13 protein-coding genes are annotated in these 18,313 nt (G+C 60.5%); 12 read left to right on the top strand and 1 reads right to left on the bottom strand.

All coding sequences use genetic code 11. The features are described from left to right. Window positions 1-27: 27 nt before the first annotated feature. From HMPREF2996_RS06940 to HMPREF2996_RS06900, 9 genes are all read left to right on the top strand, one after another. Window positions 28-1,431, top strand: a complete 1,404-nt coding sequence (locus tag HMPREF2996_RS06940; protein ID WP_070730708.1) for a TetR/AcrR family transcriptional regulator — start codon at window positions 28-30, stop codon at window positions 1,429-1,431. A gap of 260 nt (window positions 1,432-1,691) precedes the next feature. Next, on the top strand, window positions 1,692-4,253 hold the full coding sequence (gene clpB, locus HMPREF2996_RS06935) for an ATP-dependent chaperone ClpB (RefSeq protein ID WP_070644546.1): 2,562 nt from the start codon (window positions 1,692-1,694) through the stop codon (window positions 4,251-4,253). Window positions 4,254-4,348: 95 nt separating this feature from the next. Then, on the top strand, window positions 4,349-5,200 hold the full coding sequence (locus tag HMPREF2996_RS06930) for a sulfurtransferase (protein WP_070730706.1): 852 nt from the start codon (window positions 4,349-4,351) through the stop codon (window positions 5,198-5,200). 64 nt (window positions 5,201-5,264) lie between these two features. Then, window positions 5,265-6,494, top strand: a complete 1,230-nt coding sequence (locus HMPREF2996_RS06925) for a type III secretion system chaperone family protein (RefSeq protein WP_070730703.1) — start codon at window positions 5,265-5,267, stop codon at window positions 6,492-6,494. Window positions 6,495-6,642: 148 nt separating this feature from the next. Then, window positions 6,643-7,188, top strand: coding sequence for an orotate phosphoribosyltransferase (pyrE, locus tag HMPREF2996_RS06920; RefSeq protein ID WP_010188690.1), 546 nt, complete (start codon window positions 6,643-6,645; stop codon window positions 7,186-7,188). Continuing rightward, on the top strand, window positions 7,175-7,855 hold the full coding sequence (locus HMPREF2996_RS06915) for a TrmH family RNA methyltransferase (RefSeq protein WP_371441125.1): 681 nt from the start codon (window positions 7,175-7,177) through the stop codon (window positions 7,853-7,855). Before pyrE ends, HMPREF2996_RS06915 begins: the two co-directional genes overlap by 14 nt. A gap of 63 nt (window positions 7,856-7,918) precedes the next feature. Next, entirely contained in the window at window positions 7,919-9,118 is a 1,200-nt protein-coding gene (locus HMPREF2996_RS06910) for a glycoside hydrolase family 76 protein (RefSeq protein WP_010188694.1), read from the top strand. A 183-nt stretch (window positions 9,119-9,301) separates the two neighbouring features. After that, complete coding sequence (gene fbaA / locus HMPREF2996_RS06905) at window positions 9,302-10,336, top strand: class II fructose-bisphosphate aldolase (protein ID WP_010188696.1); 1,035 nt, start codon at window positions 9,302-9,304, stop codon at window positions 10,334-10,336. Window positions 10,337-10,476: 140 nt separating this feature from the next. Then, window positions 10,477-11,697, top strand: coding sequence for an FUSC family protein (locus tag HMPREF2996_RS06900; protein WP_070644549.1), 1,221 nt, complete (start codon window positions 10,477-10,479; stop codon window positions 11,695-11,697). A gap of 28 nt (window positions 11,698-11,725) precedes the next feature. On the opposite strand, the gene HMPREF2996_RS06895 is transcribed toward HMPREF2996_RS06900, so the two are convergent. Beyond that, window positions 11,726-12,646, bottom strand: a complete 921-nt coding sequence (locus HMPREF2996_RS06895; protein WP_070730700.1) for a hypothetical protein — start codon at window positions 12,644-12,646, stop codon at window positions 11,726-11,728. 189 nt (window positions 12,647-12,835) lie between these two features. On the opposite strand from HMPREF2996_RS06895, the gene HMPREF2996_RS06890 reads away from it, so the two are divergent. The 3 genes from HMPREF2996_RS06890 to HMPREF2996_RS06880 all read left to right on the top strand — a co-directional run. After that, window positions 12,836-13,927, top strand: coding sequence for a hypothetical protein (locus tag HMPREF2996_RS06890; RefSeq protein ID WP_070730698.1), 1,092 nt, complete (start codon window positions 12,836-12,838; stop codon window positions 13,925-13,927). Window positions 13,928-14,075: 148 nt separating this feature from the next. After that, entirely contained in the window at window positions 14,076-15,368 is a 1,293-nt protein-coding gene (locus HMPREF2996_RS06885; RefSeq protein ID WP_070730697.1) for an adenylosuccinate synthase, read from the top strand. A 597-nt stretch (window positions 15,369-15,965) separates the two neighbouring features. Beyond that, window positions 15,966-18,313: Rib/alpha-like domain-containing protein (locus HMPREF2996_RS06880; RefSeq protein ID WP_210386001.1), on the top strand; the 2,348-nt coding region annotated here is incomplete at its 3' end.

Here is an 18,313-nt window from a genome sequence, read left to right as displayed (position 1 = left end):
GTCGGCAGCGCAATCTTAGGAATCCATATGCATATTCTTTATGAAGGCTCACCTCGTGAGGTCATCCTCGAGTCTGCGCTTCATATCGGAGCAGCCGAGGGCGATGAGGCTATTACCGTGGAATCCGTGGCCAAGCTGGCGGAGCTTCCCGTCGCTGAGGTACGCGCGGAATTTCCTGATCGCGAGGCAATCGTGCACGCGCTTCCTGATTACGTAACTGAGCGGAAAGTTAAGTTCCTCGAGGAAACGCTCGACGCTGCTCCTGGTTACGCCGATCTTTTTACTAAGCTGACCACTTTTACTGAGGCCTACTACGAGTACGCCGAACGTGAGCCGGAGCTGTTCCGCTACCTCTTTGAGAAGAAGGCCTATGTCTCCGAGGGTGAATGGCGTGCTCTTTTGCAGGGAAACTTATCCCACAATCGCACCTTGGACCTGATCTATGAAAACATCTCGCTCATCGCGGCCGAGGAGAAACTTAAGGTAGGAAGCGATGTGTGCTTTCAAACGGTAGCGCGGCTGAGCGTGGCCACCTTGGCTACCGTCCACGGTATGGCGCACCTGAGTGTTTTGGGTGTGCTGCGGCACCAGCACTCGGTGGTGCGACGCTTCAACCTCCGTGAGGTATGTAAAGCACTCATTGGAACCCTGTTCAAGGCTGCAGAGTTCTTGGAGATGCCGGATGAGCGTAGCCCGATGCAGGAGTACCGCGCGTTGCTCGCCGGGTTTGTTCCGGACCGCGATATTTCGTTGGACATCTCCGCGATTAAGGACTTGCCGGAACTTTCCACAGAGCGGGCACGCATGGCTGTTAAGGAACGTGCCATCCAGCTGGCAGCGCGGGAAGGGCTGCAGTACGTGACCATTGAGAACGTGGCCGAGTATTTCGGTGTCTCCGATGTTGTCGTTGCTTCGCTGGTGGACAATGACTTCGTGTTGCGTGAATCCGTTGAGCGGGAAACCGACCGCGAGCTTGAAGCCCACAGTCTCTACCTGCTGGAGCGGCTGCCGGAGGGTGCATCGGCCGTCGACAAGCTCCTGTGCGTTGCGGTGGCCTATTTCCACTATGCGGTGACCTTCCCCGAACGCTATAGCGCCTGCATTGCTGCTGCCTCCGGCTCCGTGGTGCCGTTGAGTGAGGACGGTGAGGAGCAAACCCAGATGGGTGAGTCCTTCGCGCTGCTGATGCAGTTTGCCCGTGAGGCGCTGCGAGAGGCCGGCTATGCGCCCGAGGACCGCTTGGTCTACATCAAGAACCTCACCCTGTGGGCTGGCGCTGACGGCATGTGCCACTTGGCGTCGATGGGTGAGTTTCGAGATATCGACCTCGAACAGAAGTGGTCCCTCTATTACTTTGTCACGGCCGTGGTTCTCGCGTCCTTTTCCTACGACCTTCCAGAGGAGCAACCACAAGCCTCTCAGTCGGCTTAAGCATTTAAGGCGCCGGCCCCTCCGCACCGTTGCACCCAGCAGGGCGGTGGGGCTGGTTGTCTTATGCCTATGGCCTGCCAAGCGGGCAGAAGAAAAACTTGAGTGAAGCCCTATCAACCCGGTCGGGGGTGGTTGGTTTAAAAAACTTCTAGTTGAGTGGAACAGACTCAAGTTCTGTAGCGTTATAGACAGTGAAGCTTCCTTCCCTGCTGTAGCCGCAGGGAAGTTTGAATAAACGGTAGAAACGGAGAAACACAACAATGAGTTCTTTTAACCCCACCACTAAAACTCAGGAGGCCCTGCAGCAAGCACTGCAGACGGCTTCCGCCAACGGTAACCCGGACATCCGCCCGGCACACCTCTTAGCAGCCATCCTTGAGCAGAAGGACGGCATTGCCGCCCCAGTGCTCAAGGCCACCGGTGTGGATCCGGAGACGGTGCTCAAGGAGGCACGCCAGCTTATCGGCGCCCTCCCGAAGGCCGAGGGCGCCAACATGGCGAACCCGAACTTTAACCGCGACGCCCTCAACGTCCTCACCCGCGCCCAGGAGCTGGCCGGCGAGCTTGGTGATGAGTACGTCTCCACCGAGGTTTTGCTTGCAGCTATTGCGGGCTCGAAGACGGATGCCGCGGAGCTGCTGACCTCCCGGGGTGCCACTTACGACGCGCTCAAGGGTGCTTTCCCCTCCGTGCGTGGCGCAGCCAAGGTGACTTCGGAGAACCCCGAGGAGCAGTTCCAGGCTCTGGAGAAGTACGCCACGGACCTCACCGCCCGTGCCCGCGAAGGCAAGATTGACCCGGTCATCGGCCGTGATCAGGAGATCCGCCGCGTGGTCCAGGTTCTTAGCCGCCGCACGAAGAATAACCCGGTGCTCATCGGTGAGCCCGGCGTGGGTAAGACCGCCATCGTGGAGGGCCTGGCCCGCCGCATCGTGGCGGGTGACGTACCGGAATCCCTCAAGGGCAAGACGCTGCTGAGCCTGGATCTCGGTTCCATGGTCGCCGGCGCGAAGTACCGCGGCGAGTTCGAGGAGCGCCTCAAGGCCGTGCTCGATGAGATCAAGGCTTCCGATGGACAGATCATCACCTTCATCGATGAGCTGCACACCATCGTGGGCGCCGGTGCCACCGGTGAGGGTTCCATGGATGCCGGCAACATGATTAAGCCCATGCTGGCCCGCGGCGAGCTCCGTCTGGTGGGTGCCACCACCCTCGATGAATACCGCAAGTACATCGAGAAGGATGCCGCCCTGGAGCGCCGCTTCCAGCAGGTCTACGCCGCTGAGCCCTCCGTGGAGGACACCATCGGTATCCTCCGTGGCCTCAAGGAGCGCTACGAGGTGCACCACGGTGTGCGTATCCAGGACTCGGCCTTGGTCTCTGCCGCTGAGCTCTCGCACCGCTACATCACCAACCGCTTCCTGCCGGATAAGGCCATCGACTTGGTCGATGAGGCAGGCTCTCGCCTGCGCATGGAGATTGACTCCTCCCCACAGGAGATTGATGAGCTGGAGCGCATCGTGCGCCGCCTCGAGATTGAGGAGCTGGCTCTGAAGAAGGAATCGGACGCCGCCTCGAAGGACCGCCTGACTGCCCTTCAGCAGGAGCTGGCTGATGAGCGCGAGAAGCTCGGTGAGCTCAAGGCCCGCTGGGCCAATGAGAAGAAGGCCATCGATGATGTGCAGACCATCAAGGAACAACTGGAGGATCTGCGCCGCCAGGCAGAGATTGCGGAGCGCGATGGTGACCTAGCACTGGCCTCCGAGATCAACTACGGCAAGATGCCGCCGCTGGAGAAGGACCTGGCTGCCGCCGAGGAGAAGGCTCAGCAGCAGCACAACACCATGCTCAGCGAGGAGGTTACTCCGGATACCATCGCGGAGGTTGTCTCCGCCTGGACCGGCATCCCGGCCGGCAAGATGCTGCAGGGAGAGACCGAGAAGCTGCTCAACATGGAATCCGTGCTGGGACAGCGCGTGGTGGGCCAGAAGGAGGCCGTCACCGCGGTCTCTGATGCCGTCCGCCGCGCGCGTGCCGGTGTGGCTGACCCGAATCGCCCGACCGGTTCCTTCCTCTTCCTGGGCCCGACCGGCGTGGGTAAGACGGAGCTGGCGAAGGCTTTGGCGGACTTCCTCTTTGACGATGAATCCGCCATGGTTCGCATCGATATGTCCGAGTTCGGTGAGAAACACTCCGTCGCCCGCCTCGTCGGTGCCCCTCCGGGATACGTGGGCTATGACGCCGGTGGCCAGCTCACGGAGGCGGTGCGTCGCCGCCCCTACACGCTGGTGCTTTTCGACGAAGTCGAGAAGGCCCACCCGGATGTCTTTGACGTGCTGCTCCAGGTTCTCGATGAAGGCCGTCTGACCGATGGCCAGGGCCGCACCGTGGACTTCCGTAACACGGTCATCATCCTGACCTCGAACCTGGGTGCCGGCGGCACCAAGGAGGAGGTCATGGAGGCGGTCAAGCGCAGCTTCAAGCCGGAGTTTATCAACCGTCTTGATGATGTCGTGATGTTTGAGCCGCTGACTTCGGATCTGCTCTCCGGCATCGTGGACATCCAGCTCAAGGGCTTGGCCGAGCGCCTGTCCGGCCGCCGCCTGACGCTGCAGGTCTCCGACGCGGCCAAGCTGTGGCTGGCGGAGCGCGGTTATGACCCGGCCTATGGTGCCCGCCCGTTGCGCCGCCTGATTCAGCAGGCCATCGGTGACCAGCTGGCCAAGAAGCTCCTGGCCGGTGACATCGTGGACGGCGATACCGTGCACGTTGACGTCGCCGACGGTGGCGAGCGCCTGGAGCTAGCTGCCCGCACCGCCTAAGGCACCGACTAAACCGGTGAGCGCGATTAGCGCTCACCGCGCTCACCGCGTTCATCGGTCGCCACTCTTCGCTCATGCCCCTATGATCTAGGGACATGAGCATTTTGATCTCCCCTCACGAGTTGAGTGAGAAGATTTACCGCGGTGATAAGACGACCATCCTCGCTTCCCTCTGGGCACCAGGGGAAGGCGAGGCCTTCAATCAGTTTTCCTCCCTCCATATTCCGACTGCCCAGTACGCCGACGCCGCTTCAGCCTTCGTGGGCCTGCCCGGCTCCAAGGTAGGGCGCAACCCACTCCCGCAGACCGAGAAGATTCAAGAGTGGATCGACCTCTGGGGTCTAGAGGAGGACAGCGAAGTCGTTGTCTACGACGAAGGCCGCGGACTCTTCGCTGGCCGTGCGTGGTGGACCCTGCGCTGGGCCGGCATCCGCAACGTCCGCATCCTCGACGGCGGCCTGTCCAACTGGCGTGCCCAGTCCCTGCCCACCCTTACCGGCCCGGGTAACTTGGGCATGCCCTCGGACTTTGAAGTGACCACGGGGTCGATGCCCACGGCCACCATCGATGAGGTCAAGGAGCATAAGGGCCTGCTTCTCGACGTTCGCACGCGCAACCGCTTCGCCGGCCGCCGCGAGAACCTCGACTTGAAGGCCGGCCACATCCCGGGTGCAGTCAACCTTCCGGAGCGCCTCTTTCACACGCAGGACGTCACCGTGTGGAAGTCCAAGGAAGAAATCCTGGAGATCCTCGACGACCACGGCGTGACCAAGGACAACGTGGACGGCGCCATCATCTACTCCGGCTCCGGTAACCACTCCGCGCTTACCATCGCCGTGCTGGAACACGTGGGCTTTACCGGCTTGCGCCACTTCGTGGGTGGATGGTCGCAGTGGTCAGCCAACCCGAAGAATCCGGTGGAGCGTGGCGACCGCGAGCACGTCTAGAATCCGCGCGTGACCAGCGCGTCAGCGCAGATCGAGCGCGCCGGGCGATTAGAGTCAGGCAGTGATGCCTTTCGTACTCTTATCCCTCGCCGCCGTCGCACTCGTGGCTGGTCTCATCGTGCTCTGGCTGGACCAGCGCCAGCGCGCCGCGCTCTCCGCCGACGAAACCACCACAGCGGCCGATACCGCTGCGCCTGAACTCACCCCTGACTCCCCCTCAGAGCCCGCGCTCGCCGAGGAACCTGAGCCTGCTCCAGAGCCCGACATCATTACCGAGCCGGAGCCAGAACCCGTGGCTGAGCCAGACCCCGTGGCTGAGCCGGCAACCGAGCCAACTGCGGATGCCGCTGAAGAACCGGCCGCCGCTGAGCCCAGTGAGGAACCGGCCGCCGAACCGCAGGCTGCCGCACCCAGCTTTGCGGAGCGCGCAGAGCGCGCCAAGTACCTCGTGCCGGGCAGTGCCCGCCGTGAGCGCAAGGCCTTTGGCCAGCAGCGCGGCTGGGAATACCTCAAGCATGATTCCTACCTGGCGGATGAGTGGACCCGCGGCGCTGCCGCCCGCGGCCACGAACCCCGCGACATCGTCGCCGGAACTGTCCGGGGGCACGAGACGCTGCTCTTCGATATGGGTGCTATCCCCGTCATGGCTATGCGCACCGGCGCGGCCTCCGATATCGTGGTGGATTTCCGCCGAGCAGGCGAGGAGATCGAAAACCTCTCCGAGGATCTGTTGTACGTGCGTGAGGAGGAAGGTTTCGAGGTTTTCTCCTCCGATGCTGGCGTGGGCCAGCGCTTCATCGATACCCGAGTGAGTACGGCGTTGAATCATCTACCCGCCGCGGTGACTGCCGTGTGGCTGGAAGGGGAGTGGGTGCTGGCCCAAACTACCCGGCAGGCCCGCAGCGCTGAGTGGGAAGAGCAGCTCGAACCGCTGTCGCTGCTCGCCGATGCTGCTCGCGTTCTTCCACCGCGCTCCGAAGCCGCTCAGGTCCTGCGCGTCGATGAGCTGGACCCCAGCCGCGACATCCCGGAACCTCCGCAGCCGGAACCCACCGGGCCCACGGCGGTTCCGGACCGCGATGATTCCCTCGACGCCCCCACCATCCAGCGCCCCACCGAGCCGGTGGTCATGCCGAGCCGCACCACCAGCGAGGCCCGCGGCACCATTGACCACTCCAGCCTGGGTGCGGATGAAGTCGACGCGATTGCCGATGGCCACGAGCGCCCCACCCACGAAAACAATCAGGCCCGCCTGCCGCGCCGCTTCGATGGCGGCTCCTCCATCTTCGACTAGACCCGCCAGCCTGCCGCCGCGGCGAGGCGCCGCAGCCAGGTGTCACAGCCGAGCACCAGCACTAGTCGCGGGCAACCGTGCGGGAAGAGGGTAAACTACAGAGCGGATTTTTCACGGCCGAACAGCCACAGACTTTAAGGAGCGAGCGATGAGCCTGGATCAGCAGAAGAAGCAACGCCTAGCAGAACTGGTGAAGGAGCTGGCCGTCGTCCACGGCAAGGTCACGCTGTCCTCTGGCAAGGAGGCTGACTACTACGTGGACCTGCGCCGCGCCACCCTGCAACACGAGGCCTCGCGCCTTATCGGCTCGCTGCTGCGTGAGCTCACCGCTGACTGGGATTATGCTGCCGCCGGTGGCCTGACCATGGGCGCGGACCCGGTCGCGCTGTCCATCATGCATGCCGATGGCCGCGATATCGACGCCTTCGTTGTTCGCAAGGAAGCCAAGAAGCACGGCATGCAGCGTCAGATTGAGGGCTTCAACGTCGAGGGCCAGAAGGTGCTCGTTGTCGAGGACACCACCACGACCGGCAACTCGCCGCTGACCGCCGTGAAGGCTCTTCGTAAGGCAGGCGCCGAGGTCGTCGGAGTGGCCACCGTGGTGGACCGCAACACCGATGCCGGCGCAGCCATTGCCGCCGAGGGCCTGGAATACCGCTACCTGCTGGGCCTTGAGGATCTTGACCTTGCCTAAGCCCGAGGAAGAGGCGGCAGCCAAAGGCCCCACCGAGTGGAACGAGGGCCGCCACGGTGTTGGCCCGTGGGAAGGCCCGCTGCCCGAAGGCCCCGAAGCGGAGAAATACGATCCCGAACTGCTCGCGGAGGGGGATCGCCGCAATGTCGTCGATGCCTACCGTTACTGGACACGCGAGGCGATCCGGGAGGATATCGATAAGCGCCGGCATGCGCTGCACATCGCCATCGAGAACTTCGAAAACGATTCCAACATCGGCACCGTGGTGCGCACTGCCAACGCCTTTGCCGTCGACACCGTCCACATTGTGGGACGCCGCCGCTGGAACCGGCGCGGCGCCATGGTCACCGACAGGTACCAGCACCTCATGCACCACGCGGATGTTACTGAGCTGATGGCCTGGGCGGCGGACCAGGAACTGACCGTCGTGGCCATCGATAACACCCCCGGGTGTGTCCCCCTAGAAACCGCTGAGCTGCCTGAGCGCTGTCTGCTCCTCTTCGGACAGGAAGGCCCAGGCGTCAGCCCGGAAGCCCAGGGCGCAGCAGTAATGACCTGCTCAATCGCGCAATTTGGTTCTACTCGCTCCATCAACGCGGGCGTGGCCGCAGGCATTGCCATGCATGCATGGATTCGGCAGCACGCCGATTTATCAAAAGCTTGGTGAGATCCCGCGCACTGTGTTTACATCTAGGTAACGAATTCACATTGTGAGAATGATGAGACAAAAGTGTTAGAGAAATGGTCCCACCGCGCCGACCTTGCGGAAACAGCCATCAATGAGCGCCACGCGCAGGCCGTGTGGGGCTTGCCCCGTACCAACCTTGCCGTGGTGAGTTGGCCACCCACCACCAAGGAATCACTCTTTGTGCATTGGCATTATTGGTGGCAGGCGCATTATCTGGACTGTCTCGTTGATGCGGCCCTGCGCAAAAACACCAAAGCCCGCCGCGCGCGCATCGCTGACACCATCCGCGGCATCCATGTGCGCAATCTCCGTGCGCTGACGAAGAACCGCTACTACGACGACAAAGCATGGCTCGCCCTAGCCATCGCCCGGGCCGGTGAGCTCAAGAAGCAGCGCCCCTACAAGAAGTTGGGCACCCTGCAGCACAACATCCGCGATGGCATCGACACCCAGGTCGGCGTGCTGCCCTGGCGCGAAGGCGAGACCTTCCTCAACGTCCCCTCGAACGGGCCGGGCGCCATCATGCTGGCCCGCATGGGGCGCGTGGACGAGGCCCGCCACATCGTGGACTGGATCTACGATCACTTGATTGACGACGATGGCTTCGTCATGGACGGCATCCGCATGCGTATGGATGGGCAGGAGATCGTCCGCAACATCCACCCCTACTGCCAAGGCGTGGTGCTCGGTGCCTGCTTGGAAATCGTGCTGGCGCTGCGGGAGAAGACCGGCCTGCGCTCCGTGGAGGATATCGACTCTGTCCACGAGGCCGAACTCGCCGCGGACATGATGGACTACACCACCCGCATCCGCGGCCTGGTCCAAGCGGTGGCCACGGGCATGGCGACGTACACGGGCGTCATCGATTGGCAGACTGGCGACGGCGACGGCGGCCTCTTCAAGGGCATCCTTGCTCGCTACCTGGCGGACGTAGCGGTGCGCCTGCCGGGCGATTCCCCGGCCAACCGCGCAACCAAGAAGCTGGCCGCTCGCCTCGTGACGGCCTCGGCGGAATCCGTGTGGGAACACCGCCTAGAGGTAGACGGCTTGCCCATCTTCGGTTCCGATTGGACCGCGGATGCGAAGCTTCCCCATAACTACGGTTTCGGCCCCTCGTCATTGAGCCAGAAGATGGGCATTATCCGCGTGGCTGAGCGCGATTTGTCCGTTCAGTTGTCCGGTTGGATGTTGTTGGAGGCCTGTACCCGGATTGTGAAGTACAAGTCAGAATCCAAGAAATAGCAGCGTTTCCCCAGGTGGTCGGGGGGATTCCTGCCCATGCGGAGTGGTGTTTAAGTGAGGTCACATCGCATCTCGCGGCGGAAAACCACAATAACAGGCATACTTGGGTGTTGGAACGTGTTGTTTCGCTGGTTTGTGAGACGGCACGGCTTACTGCACAGCAACTCCAAAGGATGGAATTTCATGCCTATTGCAACCCCTGAGGTTTATAACCAGATGCTGGATACCGCCAAGAAGGGCGGCTTCGCATTCCCGGCAATCAACTGCACCTCCTCCGAAACCATCAACGCCGCTCTCCGCGGCTTCGCCGAGGCTGAGTCCGACGGCATCATCCAGTTCTCCACCGGCGGCGCGGAGTTCGGTTCCGGCCTGTCCGTGAAGAACAAGGTTGCCGGCGCTAAGGCACTGGCTGCCTTCGCTCACGAGGCTGCTCAGCACTACGGCATTAACGTTGCGCTGCACACTGACCACTGCCAGAAGGAAGTTCTGGATGAGTACGTGCGTCCGCTGATCGCCTTCTCCCAGGAGCGCGTTGACCGCGGCGAGCTTCCGCTCTTCCAGTCCCACATGTGGGATGGCTCCGCTATCCCGATCGATGAGAACCTCGTGATCGCTCAGGAGCTCCTCGAGAAGGCCCACAACGCCAACATCATCCTTGAGGTTGAGATCGGCGTCGTTGGCGGCGAAGAGGACGGCGTTGAGGCCAAGGCCGGCGCTAACCTCTACACCTCCCCGGAGGACTTTGAGAAGACCGTCGACGCCCTCGGTACCGGTGAGAAGGGCCGCTACCTGCTGGCCGCTACCTTCGGTAACGTCCACGGCGTGTACAAGCCGGGCAACGTGAAGCTGCGCCCGGAGGTCCTCGACGAGGGCCAGAAGGTTGCTGTCAAGAAGCTCGGCCTGGAGGAAGGCTCCCAGCCCTTCGACTTCGTCTTCCACGGTGGCTCCGGCTCCGAGAAGGAGAAGATCGAGGAGGCCCTGCGTTACGGCGTCATCAAGATGAACGTTGACACCGATACCCAGTACGCCTTCACCAACCCGGTTGCACGCCACATGTTCGCTAACTACGACGGCGTCTTCAAGATCGACGGCGAGGTGGGCAACAAGAAGGTCTACGACCCGCGCTCCTACCTCAAGAAGGCTGAGCAGGGCATGGCTGACCGCGTGGTTGAGGCCTGCCAGGACCTGCACTCCGTGGGCAAGACCGTTTCTAAGTAAACCCACACCAACTGGATGACGCTGCTGAGCAGCCGCCGGCGCTGAGCGGCGTCATCACATGCCAACAAGCCATCCCTCACCCACGAGGGGTGGCTTTGTTCATCCAAACCCGCCGCCAGAACGCGTAAAATACCGGAGTCATGGAAGCGCAAGAGTCATCGTCGAGTTCGTCAAGTACCGTCAAGCGCGTTCGCAAAACTACCCGCGAGCAGCTGCGGTTGGTGGATAAATCCCTCAAGGCGCGTCTCACGCGTATCCGCAACCGGCTCGTGTTTATGCTTCAGTGCACCCTCGGTGCGGGCTTGGCCTTTTACGTGGCACACGACTTCTTCGGCCACGATCAGCCTTTCTTTGCCCCGATGGCAGTCATTATCATTCTTGGGCTATCCGGCAGCGATCGCCTCAAGCGCGCGGTGGACATGTCCATCGGCGGCATCGTGGGTGTTTTGGTGGGCACGTTGCTTGTCGACGCCCTCGGCACCGGCCCCATCCACATGACCATCATCATCGGGTTGGCCCTGATTATCGGCTCCTTTGTCACCAGCTCGCAGCTGGTGAGCAACCAGATCGTCATTGCCGCCATCCTTATCGCCACCATCCTTCCCCCGGAAGAAATGGGCGGCATCTCCCGTGCCATTGACGCCATCATCGGCGCGGTCATTGGCCTCACAATGATTGTGCTGATTCCCTCCTCGCCCTTGCGCGCGGGCCGCTCGGAAGTCTCGAAGGTCTTAGGCATTACCTCCCTGGTCCTTTCCGACGTTGCCAAGGGGCTGGAAGAAAATGATCCCGAAACCATCACTGAGGCCCGCGACGCCGTGCGCGGCACGCAGGATGACATCAACAACATGCTCAACGCCACCAAGGGCGGCGCGGAAACCGCACGTTTGTCGCCCTTCCTGTGGAGCACGCAGCGCACCGTGCGCTCCCTGGAGCGCATCCTCACTCCTGTTGACAACATGGTCCGCGGCACCCGCGTGCTCTCCCGCCGTGCGCTTGTTCTCGCCGAGGACGGTGACCAAGCCACCGCCGAGCAAGTTGAGATCATCGACGAACTTGCTGAAATCACGATGGAGCTCTCTGACCTCTATACCCACCAAACAGCGCATGAGCGCCGCGTGGATGAAGCCCAAGCAATTCCGGAAATAGTCAACCGCTTACGCCAGCTGGGCGCCCGCTGCTCGATGGACATCGCCGGCGAGGAAGCAGTGCTCTCCGCCTATGCCGTACTGGCCCAGACGCGCTCCATCATCGTGGACCTGCTCATGGTGTGCGGCATGTCCCGCGAGTCAGCCGTGGCGCAGCTCGTGCCCACCTCCAAGCACCCGGCCTATCCGCCGGAGGTGTGGGAAGAGAACTAGGGCTAAAACTAAGGCTCAGACGTGCCGTCTAGGGCCGCACTATCTGTAGGTCTCGCAGGTGACGGTAAAACGTCACTCGCTTGACCGGCCGCTTGGCGCGGACTCCATCGACGCTGACGCTTAGCGACGGCCCCCCGGCCTGCACCGCCCTGCCCTGCACGACACTAGCTGGGTCGAGCTGCCCCGGCTGGGCAGGCTTGCGCAGTCGGGCGAAGAGCCCGCGGCGCGGCGCTGCGTCCGCCTCAAAACTCGTCACCGCCTTCGCCGCCACGATGCCCGGCGCATCCACCATCGGCACGAGCTTTGCCCCGAAAACATCGTTGTCGCGGTCTGTGCGCAGCAGAACGGCATCGTCGACGATAATTTCCCCGGTGATCTCCTCATTCGACCATTCCGCAATCGTTGCCGAACCAGCCACGGCAAGGCCCGCATCGTTGCGGATAAGCGGCACCGGCTTGACCGGTGCGGTCATGGCAAAGGAGAGGGCCTCCTCGACAACCGCGACCTGGTCGGAGAGACTCTGGCCGGTTTCGTGTGTTTTCAGGCCCCAGTTCATCGCCGCGGTGGAGTTATCCCCGGTGGGTACGTAGCCCACCTCGGCCCATAAGTAATCCGCCCGCATCATGCGGGCCAGCACGGCGCTAAGCGCGGCATCGTTACCGATGACCACGATGCGCAGCGACTCGTGCAGGAATGGGGCTTGCGGTGCTGGCCCCGGTGCGCCGAGGTGGCTCACGTCCGGTTGCGCGGCAATCTCATCCAGCGATGGGGTGGGGTCCTCCGGCAGGATTTCCTTGGCCAGTGCATCAATAGCCTTCAGCTCTTGCCGGCTGGGAACCTCCGCGACGCGGAAGTACTCGATACGTACTCCGTGCCGGGCAGTCTCAGTGAGTGCAGTGGTATGAGCGTCGGTGAGGTGGCCACCGCAGTCTAAAAGCGCACAGATCATACAAGAAGCATAGAAGCGTTGGAAGGGCTTGGCTAAAAAGCTCCTTCAGCGACGTACAAGCAGCGGAGCTTTCCCCAGAAAAGTAGTGCACGTCACATTTTGCCAGTAGGCTCCAAGGCAACGCCAAACTTCTTAATGCTCAACTCTTCCACTCAATTCTTCTTTGTCTAACAGCTGGAGGTAATCACCATGTCCGCCCGTATGGCAACCCTTGCGCTTGTCCCCGCCGCTGGCCTTTTGATGAGCTCGTGCAGCTTCATCGGCGGTTCCCTGACGGAAGCTGAGGAGCCCGGATTCACCGAGGCTGCCGCCGAGTCCGTGACGAGTTCTGCGGCGACTACTTCTTCGACGGCCACCTCCACATCCAGCAGCGCAACCTCCTCAAGCGCCAATGCTGACTGCGACGAGAAGAAGGAGCTCGAGGACACCGAACTCAGTAAGGTCCTAGAGAATGAAGAAGCCTATGTGAAGGGATCCACTGAGAAATTTGAAGACGTGAGCGTCGGTGAGGATGAATATGATCCCTGTAAGTTCCTCAGCTATGTGGTGTTGGAAGGCGAGTTTGATGGGAAGGATGTCAAGGTTCCCGTCTTCTTTTCCAAGGGCGATCTCAGGGACGAGGATGCCCTCTACATCACGTCCTCTTCTTTAGAGGTGGAAGAGGACGGTGAAGGCTATACCTATGAGTCCGAGACCGATGGCGACATCGTCGGTGTCGAGGGCAAAGTAAACAAGCGCCCGGGCACCGAAGCCACGTCCATGGAAAATTCCTTCGATGGCGTGAACTCGGATATCTTCTACATTGATGTGAATTCAGAACCCACCGACTCCGCGGAGCTAGCCCAGGATGAGGAGGATCTCCGCGGCGAAACGCTCTTCGATATTTCCGCTGATGGCTGGAACTTGGTGTGCGGTATTGATGCGTCTGAAAAGTCCATTGACTGTGCACATGGCGATGGCGGAGCCTGGGCCGTCAAAAGCGATAAGACTAACCTGCCGGAAGATATGGAATTCGATGTGGTGAGTCTCCGTCCGCTGGAGGGAGAAACCAGTTTCAACCAGGGCGGTGTCGACAACCTCCCAACTGATGGCAAGAAGATCGAAAGCAACGGTCTCTACCGAATCGGCGTCGATGACATCGAAGCCCAAATTGCCGTTGTTGACGATGGCGTCATTATCAGCACCCCAAACAATTCGAGACTGATGTTCACCAATGACACTATCTTCATCGAAGAGAAAGACAAGGGCGACGGTGCTAATTCAAACACCGAAACCGCTTAGGAGGGCTTAAAGGAGATTCGAGACGAACCTCTCCCCGGCGTGACGGCGCATCATTTCCTGACGAGCTTGTCACAAACTCAACACTGCTCCACCATGGCGGGTAAAGTAGGTGCGTATTTGACTTCAATAAATAGGAAGTGACACCAACATGGCAGCGATCGTCATCGTCGGCGCCCAGTGGGGCGATGAAGGCAAAGGCAAGGCTACTGACATCCTCGGCGGCAAAGTCGATTACGTAGTTAAGCCCAACGGCGGTAACAATGCCGGCCACACCGTCGTGGTCGGCGGCGAGAAGTACGAGCTGAAGCTCCTTCCCGCCGGCATTCTTTCTGAAAACGCCACCCCGGTCCTGGGTAACGGCGTGGTGATTAACCTGGAGGCCCTTTTCGATGAAATCGATGGTCTCGAAGCCCGCGGCGCTAACGCTTCGCGCCTGAAGATTTCCGCCAACGCGCACCTCGTGGCGCCCTACCACCAGACCTTGGACCGCGTGCAGGAGCGCTTCCTGGGCAAGCGCGCCATCGGCACCACCGGCCGTGGTATTGGCCCGGCCTATGCCGATAAGGTCGCGCGCATCGGCATCCGCGTGCAGGACATCTTTGATGAGTCTATCCTGCGCCAGAAGGTTGAATCCGCCCTGGACATTAAGAACCAGATGCTGGTGAAGATGTACAACCGCAAGGCAATTGATCCGGAGCAGGTAGTGGAGTACTTCCTGAGCTACCGCGACCGCCTGCGCCCGATGGTTATTGAGGCTGAGCTGGAACTGAACCAGGCACTGGATGAAGGCAAGCACGTCCTCATGGAGGGCGGCCAAGCTACCATGCTGGACGTTGACCACGGCACCTACCCGTTCGTGACCTCCTCGAACCCGACTGCTGGCGGCGCTGCTGTGGGCTCCGGTATTGGCCCGACGCGCATTACTACCTCCCTGGGCATCATCAAGGCCTACACCACCCGTGTCGGCGCTGGTCCTTTCCCTACGGAGCTTTTCGACAAGTGGGGCGAGTACCTGCAGACCACCGGCGGCGAAATCGGCGTCAACACTGGCCGCAAGCGCCGCTGCGGCTGGTACGACTCTGTTATCGCCCGCTATGCCACCCGCGTCAACGGCTTCACGGATTACTTCCTGACCAAGTTGGATGTGCTCACCGGCATCGGTGAGATTCCTATCTGTGTGGCTTATGACGTTGATGGCAAGCGTTACGACGAGATGCCGCTGACCCAGTCTGAGTTCCACCACGCCGAGCCCATCTTTGAGACCATGCCGGCCTGGGACGAGGACATCACTGGCTGCCAGACCTTCGAGGAGCTCCCGCAGAAGGCTCAGGATTACGTCCTGCGCCTGGAGGAACTCTCGGGCTGCCGCATCTCCTACATCGGTGTTGGCCCCGGCCGCGACCAGACCATCGTGCGCCACGACGTCATGCAAGACCAGTAAGGCGCAGGCCGGTCCAAGATAAACCAACCTTAGGAACTGCCTAACGGCGACGGCGTTCCGTAGAAACAGTGCAACAACCACCGCCTCGTTTCTCCCACAGTATCGTGGACACAATTGTCGATATGCACGATACGGGGAGAGCGGGGCGGTTTGTGTTTCTGTGACAACATTTGTGCGCTCAATATGCCCTGCTTGGCGGCGCCTCCCGCAATCCCACCTGGCACAGCCTTGTATAAAACACCCCCGTTAGGAGTGCATTCCTGGGGCAAATGTTGCCAAAGTGACAATGTGATCTATTCAACAACTGCAGCCGCGTGTCGCAGTTGTTTGAAAAGAGCAGGTCAAACATGTGCTTTTTCTGGTCGACGACAGAAAGCTCCGTTCATGAAATTTTCAGGATGCCGTACGGTTTCTTTAATTCGTGAATGGGGCTAACATTGGAAGCGAGTTTGTTCATAGACCTTTGGGACCTCTGACCTTCTTCCAAGGTGTCTGAAATGAGCTGCTCTCGGTTGCGTAAGCCGGTTTTATCCCTTGCGCGGTCACGTCTCCCTAGCGTGATCACTCTTTCAAGACTTAAGGAAAGGACTTCTTGGTATGAACAAGAAGGAAATTAAGAGTACTGCTGTGCGCCGTCGCGGCACTACCATTGCTGCCGCTGCTCTCTCCGTGGCGCTGGTGGCGCCGTTTGTACACCCAGTTGTTTCCCCGCAGTCTGCAGCAGAAGCTCAGGCTCAGACTTCGGGCACGGTTGCTGCTACTCCGGTTACGGATCCGACCAAGATTATTGAAGCGGATGGTATCGCCAACGGTTACATCGGTAGTCGCTTTGATATGACCAACGCGCTGGCTACGCTCTCTGGTGTTGTCGGCCTGAAAGAAACGAGTGCGTCGAGTTCCCTCAAGGGGACTATGGGCATCAACGACGCCACCGTTTACATGCAGTTCAAGGATCGTGACGGCACGATTTCGCCGATTTTCTCCACGAAGTCTCACCAGCTTGGCAGCTCCAGCGGTAACTACGTGTTTGATCTTCGTGCGAAGGGCGAGGATGGCAACCTGCTTTCCCACCCGGACAGCGAGGTTCCGGGTGGTGAGTACTCTTTCGTCGATGCGAACGGCAAGCCGCACCTCTTCCGCGCACTCCGTGGTCAGGAATACCGCATTTGGGTCGATTCTCCGCTGAAGAACGAGGAAACCGGCAACGACCTGACTTACGTTCGCCAAGCTGGTGGCGGTGTGCCCGGTGCGTGGGCGCCGGTCACCCAGGGCACCGCAAACGGCGCGTTCTACTTTGAGAACTACAACATGCAGCGTACCGGTGTCTTCTTGGAAGAGCGCGCGCCGAGTGTTGACGAGAAGTCCTACATGGTGAGCCCGGACTTTTCCATGGATGAGGAAGGTTGGGCCCAGCCTTCCGGCACTAAGGCTCCGCGTTTCTCTTACTTTGGTCGCGTGTGGTCTGACGCTGAAGGCGGACCTGACCGTAATGAGACCGGTCCGCTCTACTGGTGGAAGGGCGATCAGCCGATCGAGGGTGCAAAGGTCTACGCCTCTGTGCTTTCCGACGAGGGTGTTGCCGAATTCGAGCGTCTAGCCATTGCCGATAAGCCATACCGTGAGCAGGCTGCCGCCACGAAGAGCATGATCGAAAACATGCGAGCTAACGGCAAGGAGCCGATCCTTAAGACCGTTGGTGCCGAAACCAATGCGGATGGCCGTTACACGATCCGCATGGGCGATGACATCGGACGTCGTATGAAGGATTACACGTACATCTGGGCTGAGAAGGACGGTAAGGTCCTCAACTCCTTCAGCGGCTTCCCCACGCCTGTCTTCCAAAGTGTAAATGCCAACTCGGGTGAGAACCCGAACTCCGACGGCGCAGTTGGCATTGCAAGTTTTACCAACCACCGTTGGTACAACATCAACTTCGCTGAGGTTCAGGCCGACATCGTTAATTTGGACATCGTTAATTACGATTCCTTCCTCAACCCGGCAGACCTTCCGGAAGGCATCAACAACCTTGAGCCGGCGAACATCAAGTTGACGGGCGCGCTGCCGTTCTCCGGTAACAACAAGATCCGCTGGATTGGTCCGGACGGTAAGCAGATTGGTGAAGACTGCGCGGTCGACACCCTAGCGGACGCAGCAAACTGCTCCCTGGCTCCCGAAGATTTCAATAACCCGGGCACCTATGTCGCACAGCTGGTGAATGCTTACGATGTCGTGGTTGGTCAGGATTCCTTCATTGCGGTGGATAAGGTTCGCCAGAACGGTGAATTTGAGCCGCAGTACGAGGACGCTACTGTTCCTGCCGGTAAGAAGACCACAGTGGATGCTCCGAAGGACAAGGACGGCCAGGAGATTCCGGAAGGAACCACCTTCGAGCCGGGCGGTCAGGTGACTGATCCGGAGGGCAACAAGGTCGACAAGCCGGAGTGGATCACGGTTAACCCGGATGGCTCGATCGAGGTCGAGCCGCCAAAGGATGCGAAGCCTGGCGACTACACGATTCCGGTCGTCGTGACCTACCCGGATGGTTCCCGCGAGACCATCGAGGCCAAGGTCACGGTTGAGAAGCCGGATGCTCCGGAATCCAAGAAGACCACCGTTGATGGTGATGTGAAGCCGGTCGATCCGTCGAATGATCCGCAGGACACTGGTGTCAAGGTCACCAACCCGGATGATGACACCAAGATCTCTGCTAAGGATGAGGATGGTAAGGACGTCCCGGTCGAGATTGACGAGGACGGCAAGGTCATCGTCACTCCGGGTACCGACGTTGACGGCCCGATCACGGTGACCATTACGGATCCGGATCTGCCGGACGGCAAGGTTGATGTTGAAGTTCCGGTTAACGGCCACGAAAAGGGCAAGGACGACAACGGTTCCGAAGAGACTCCGGCGCCAGATGCTTCTGTGGTGACGGATAAGGTCACTGT

This window comes from Corynebacterium sp. HMSC066C02 (assembly GCF_001814945.1).
Taxonomy (GTDB): Bacteria; Actinomycetota; Actinomycetes; order Mycobacteriales; family Mycobacteriaceae; genus Corynebacterium; species Corynebacterium aurimucosum.
This window is presented reverse-complemented; position numbering and strand designations above follow the sequence as displayed.

Coding starts and splice junctions, on each gene's coding strand:
- HMPREF2996_RS06900 (WP_070644549.1), top strand. CDS start 10,477: ATGGAAGCGCAAGAGTCATCGTCGAGTTCGTCAAGTACCGTCAAGCGC.
- HMPREF2996_RS06930 (WP_070730706.1), top strand. CDS start 4,349: ATGAGCATTTTGATCTCCCCTCACGAGTTGAGTGAGAAGATTTACCGC.
- clpB (WP_070644546.1), top strand. CDS start 1,692: ATGAGTTCTTTTAACCCCACCACTAAAACTCAGGAGGCCCTGCAGCAA.
- fbaA (WP_010188696.1), top strand. CDS start 9,302: ATGCCTATTGCAACCCCTGAGGTTTATAACCAGATGCTGGATACCGCC.
- HMPREF2996_RS06895 (WP_070730700.1), bottom strand. CDS start 12,646: ATGATCTGTGCGCTTTTAGACTGCGGTGGCCACCTCACCGACGCTCAT.
- HMPREF2996_RS06890 (WP_070730698.1), top strand. CDS start 12,836: ATGTCCGCCCGTATGGCAACCCTTGCGCTTGTCCCCGCCGCTGGCCTT.
- HMPREF2996_RS06885 (WP_070730697.1), top strand. CDS start 14,076: ATGGCAGCGATCGTCATCGTCGGCGCCCAGTGGGGCGATGAAGGCAAA.
- pyrE (WP_010188690.1), top strand. CDS start 6,643: ATGAGCCTGGATCAGCAGAAGAAGCAACGCCTAGCAGAACTGGTGAAG.
- HMPREF2996_RS06940 (WP_070730708.1), top strand. CDS start 28: ATGCATATTCTTTATGAAGGCTCACCTCGTGAGGTCATCCTCGAGTCT.
- HMPREF2996_RS06925 (WP_070730703.1), top strand. CDS start 5,265: ATGCCTTTCGTACTCTTATCCCTCGCCGCCGTCGCACTCGTGGCTGGT.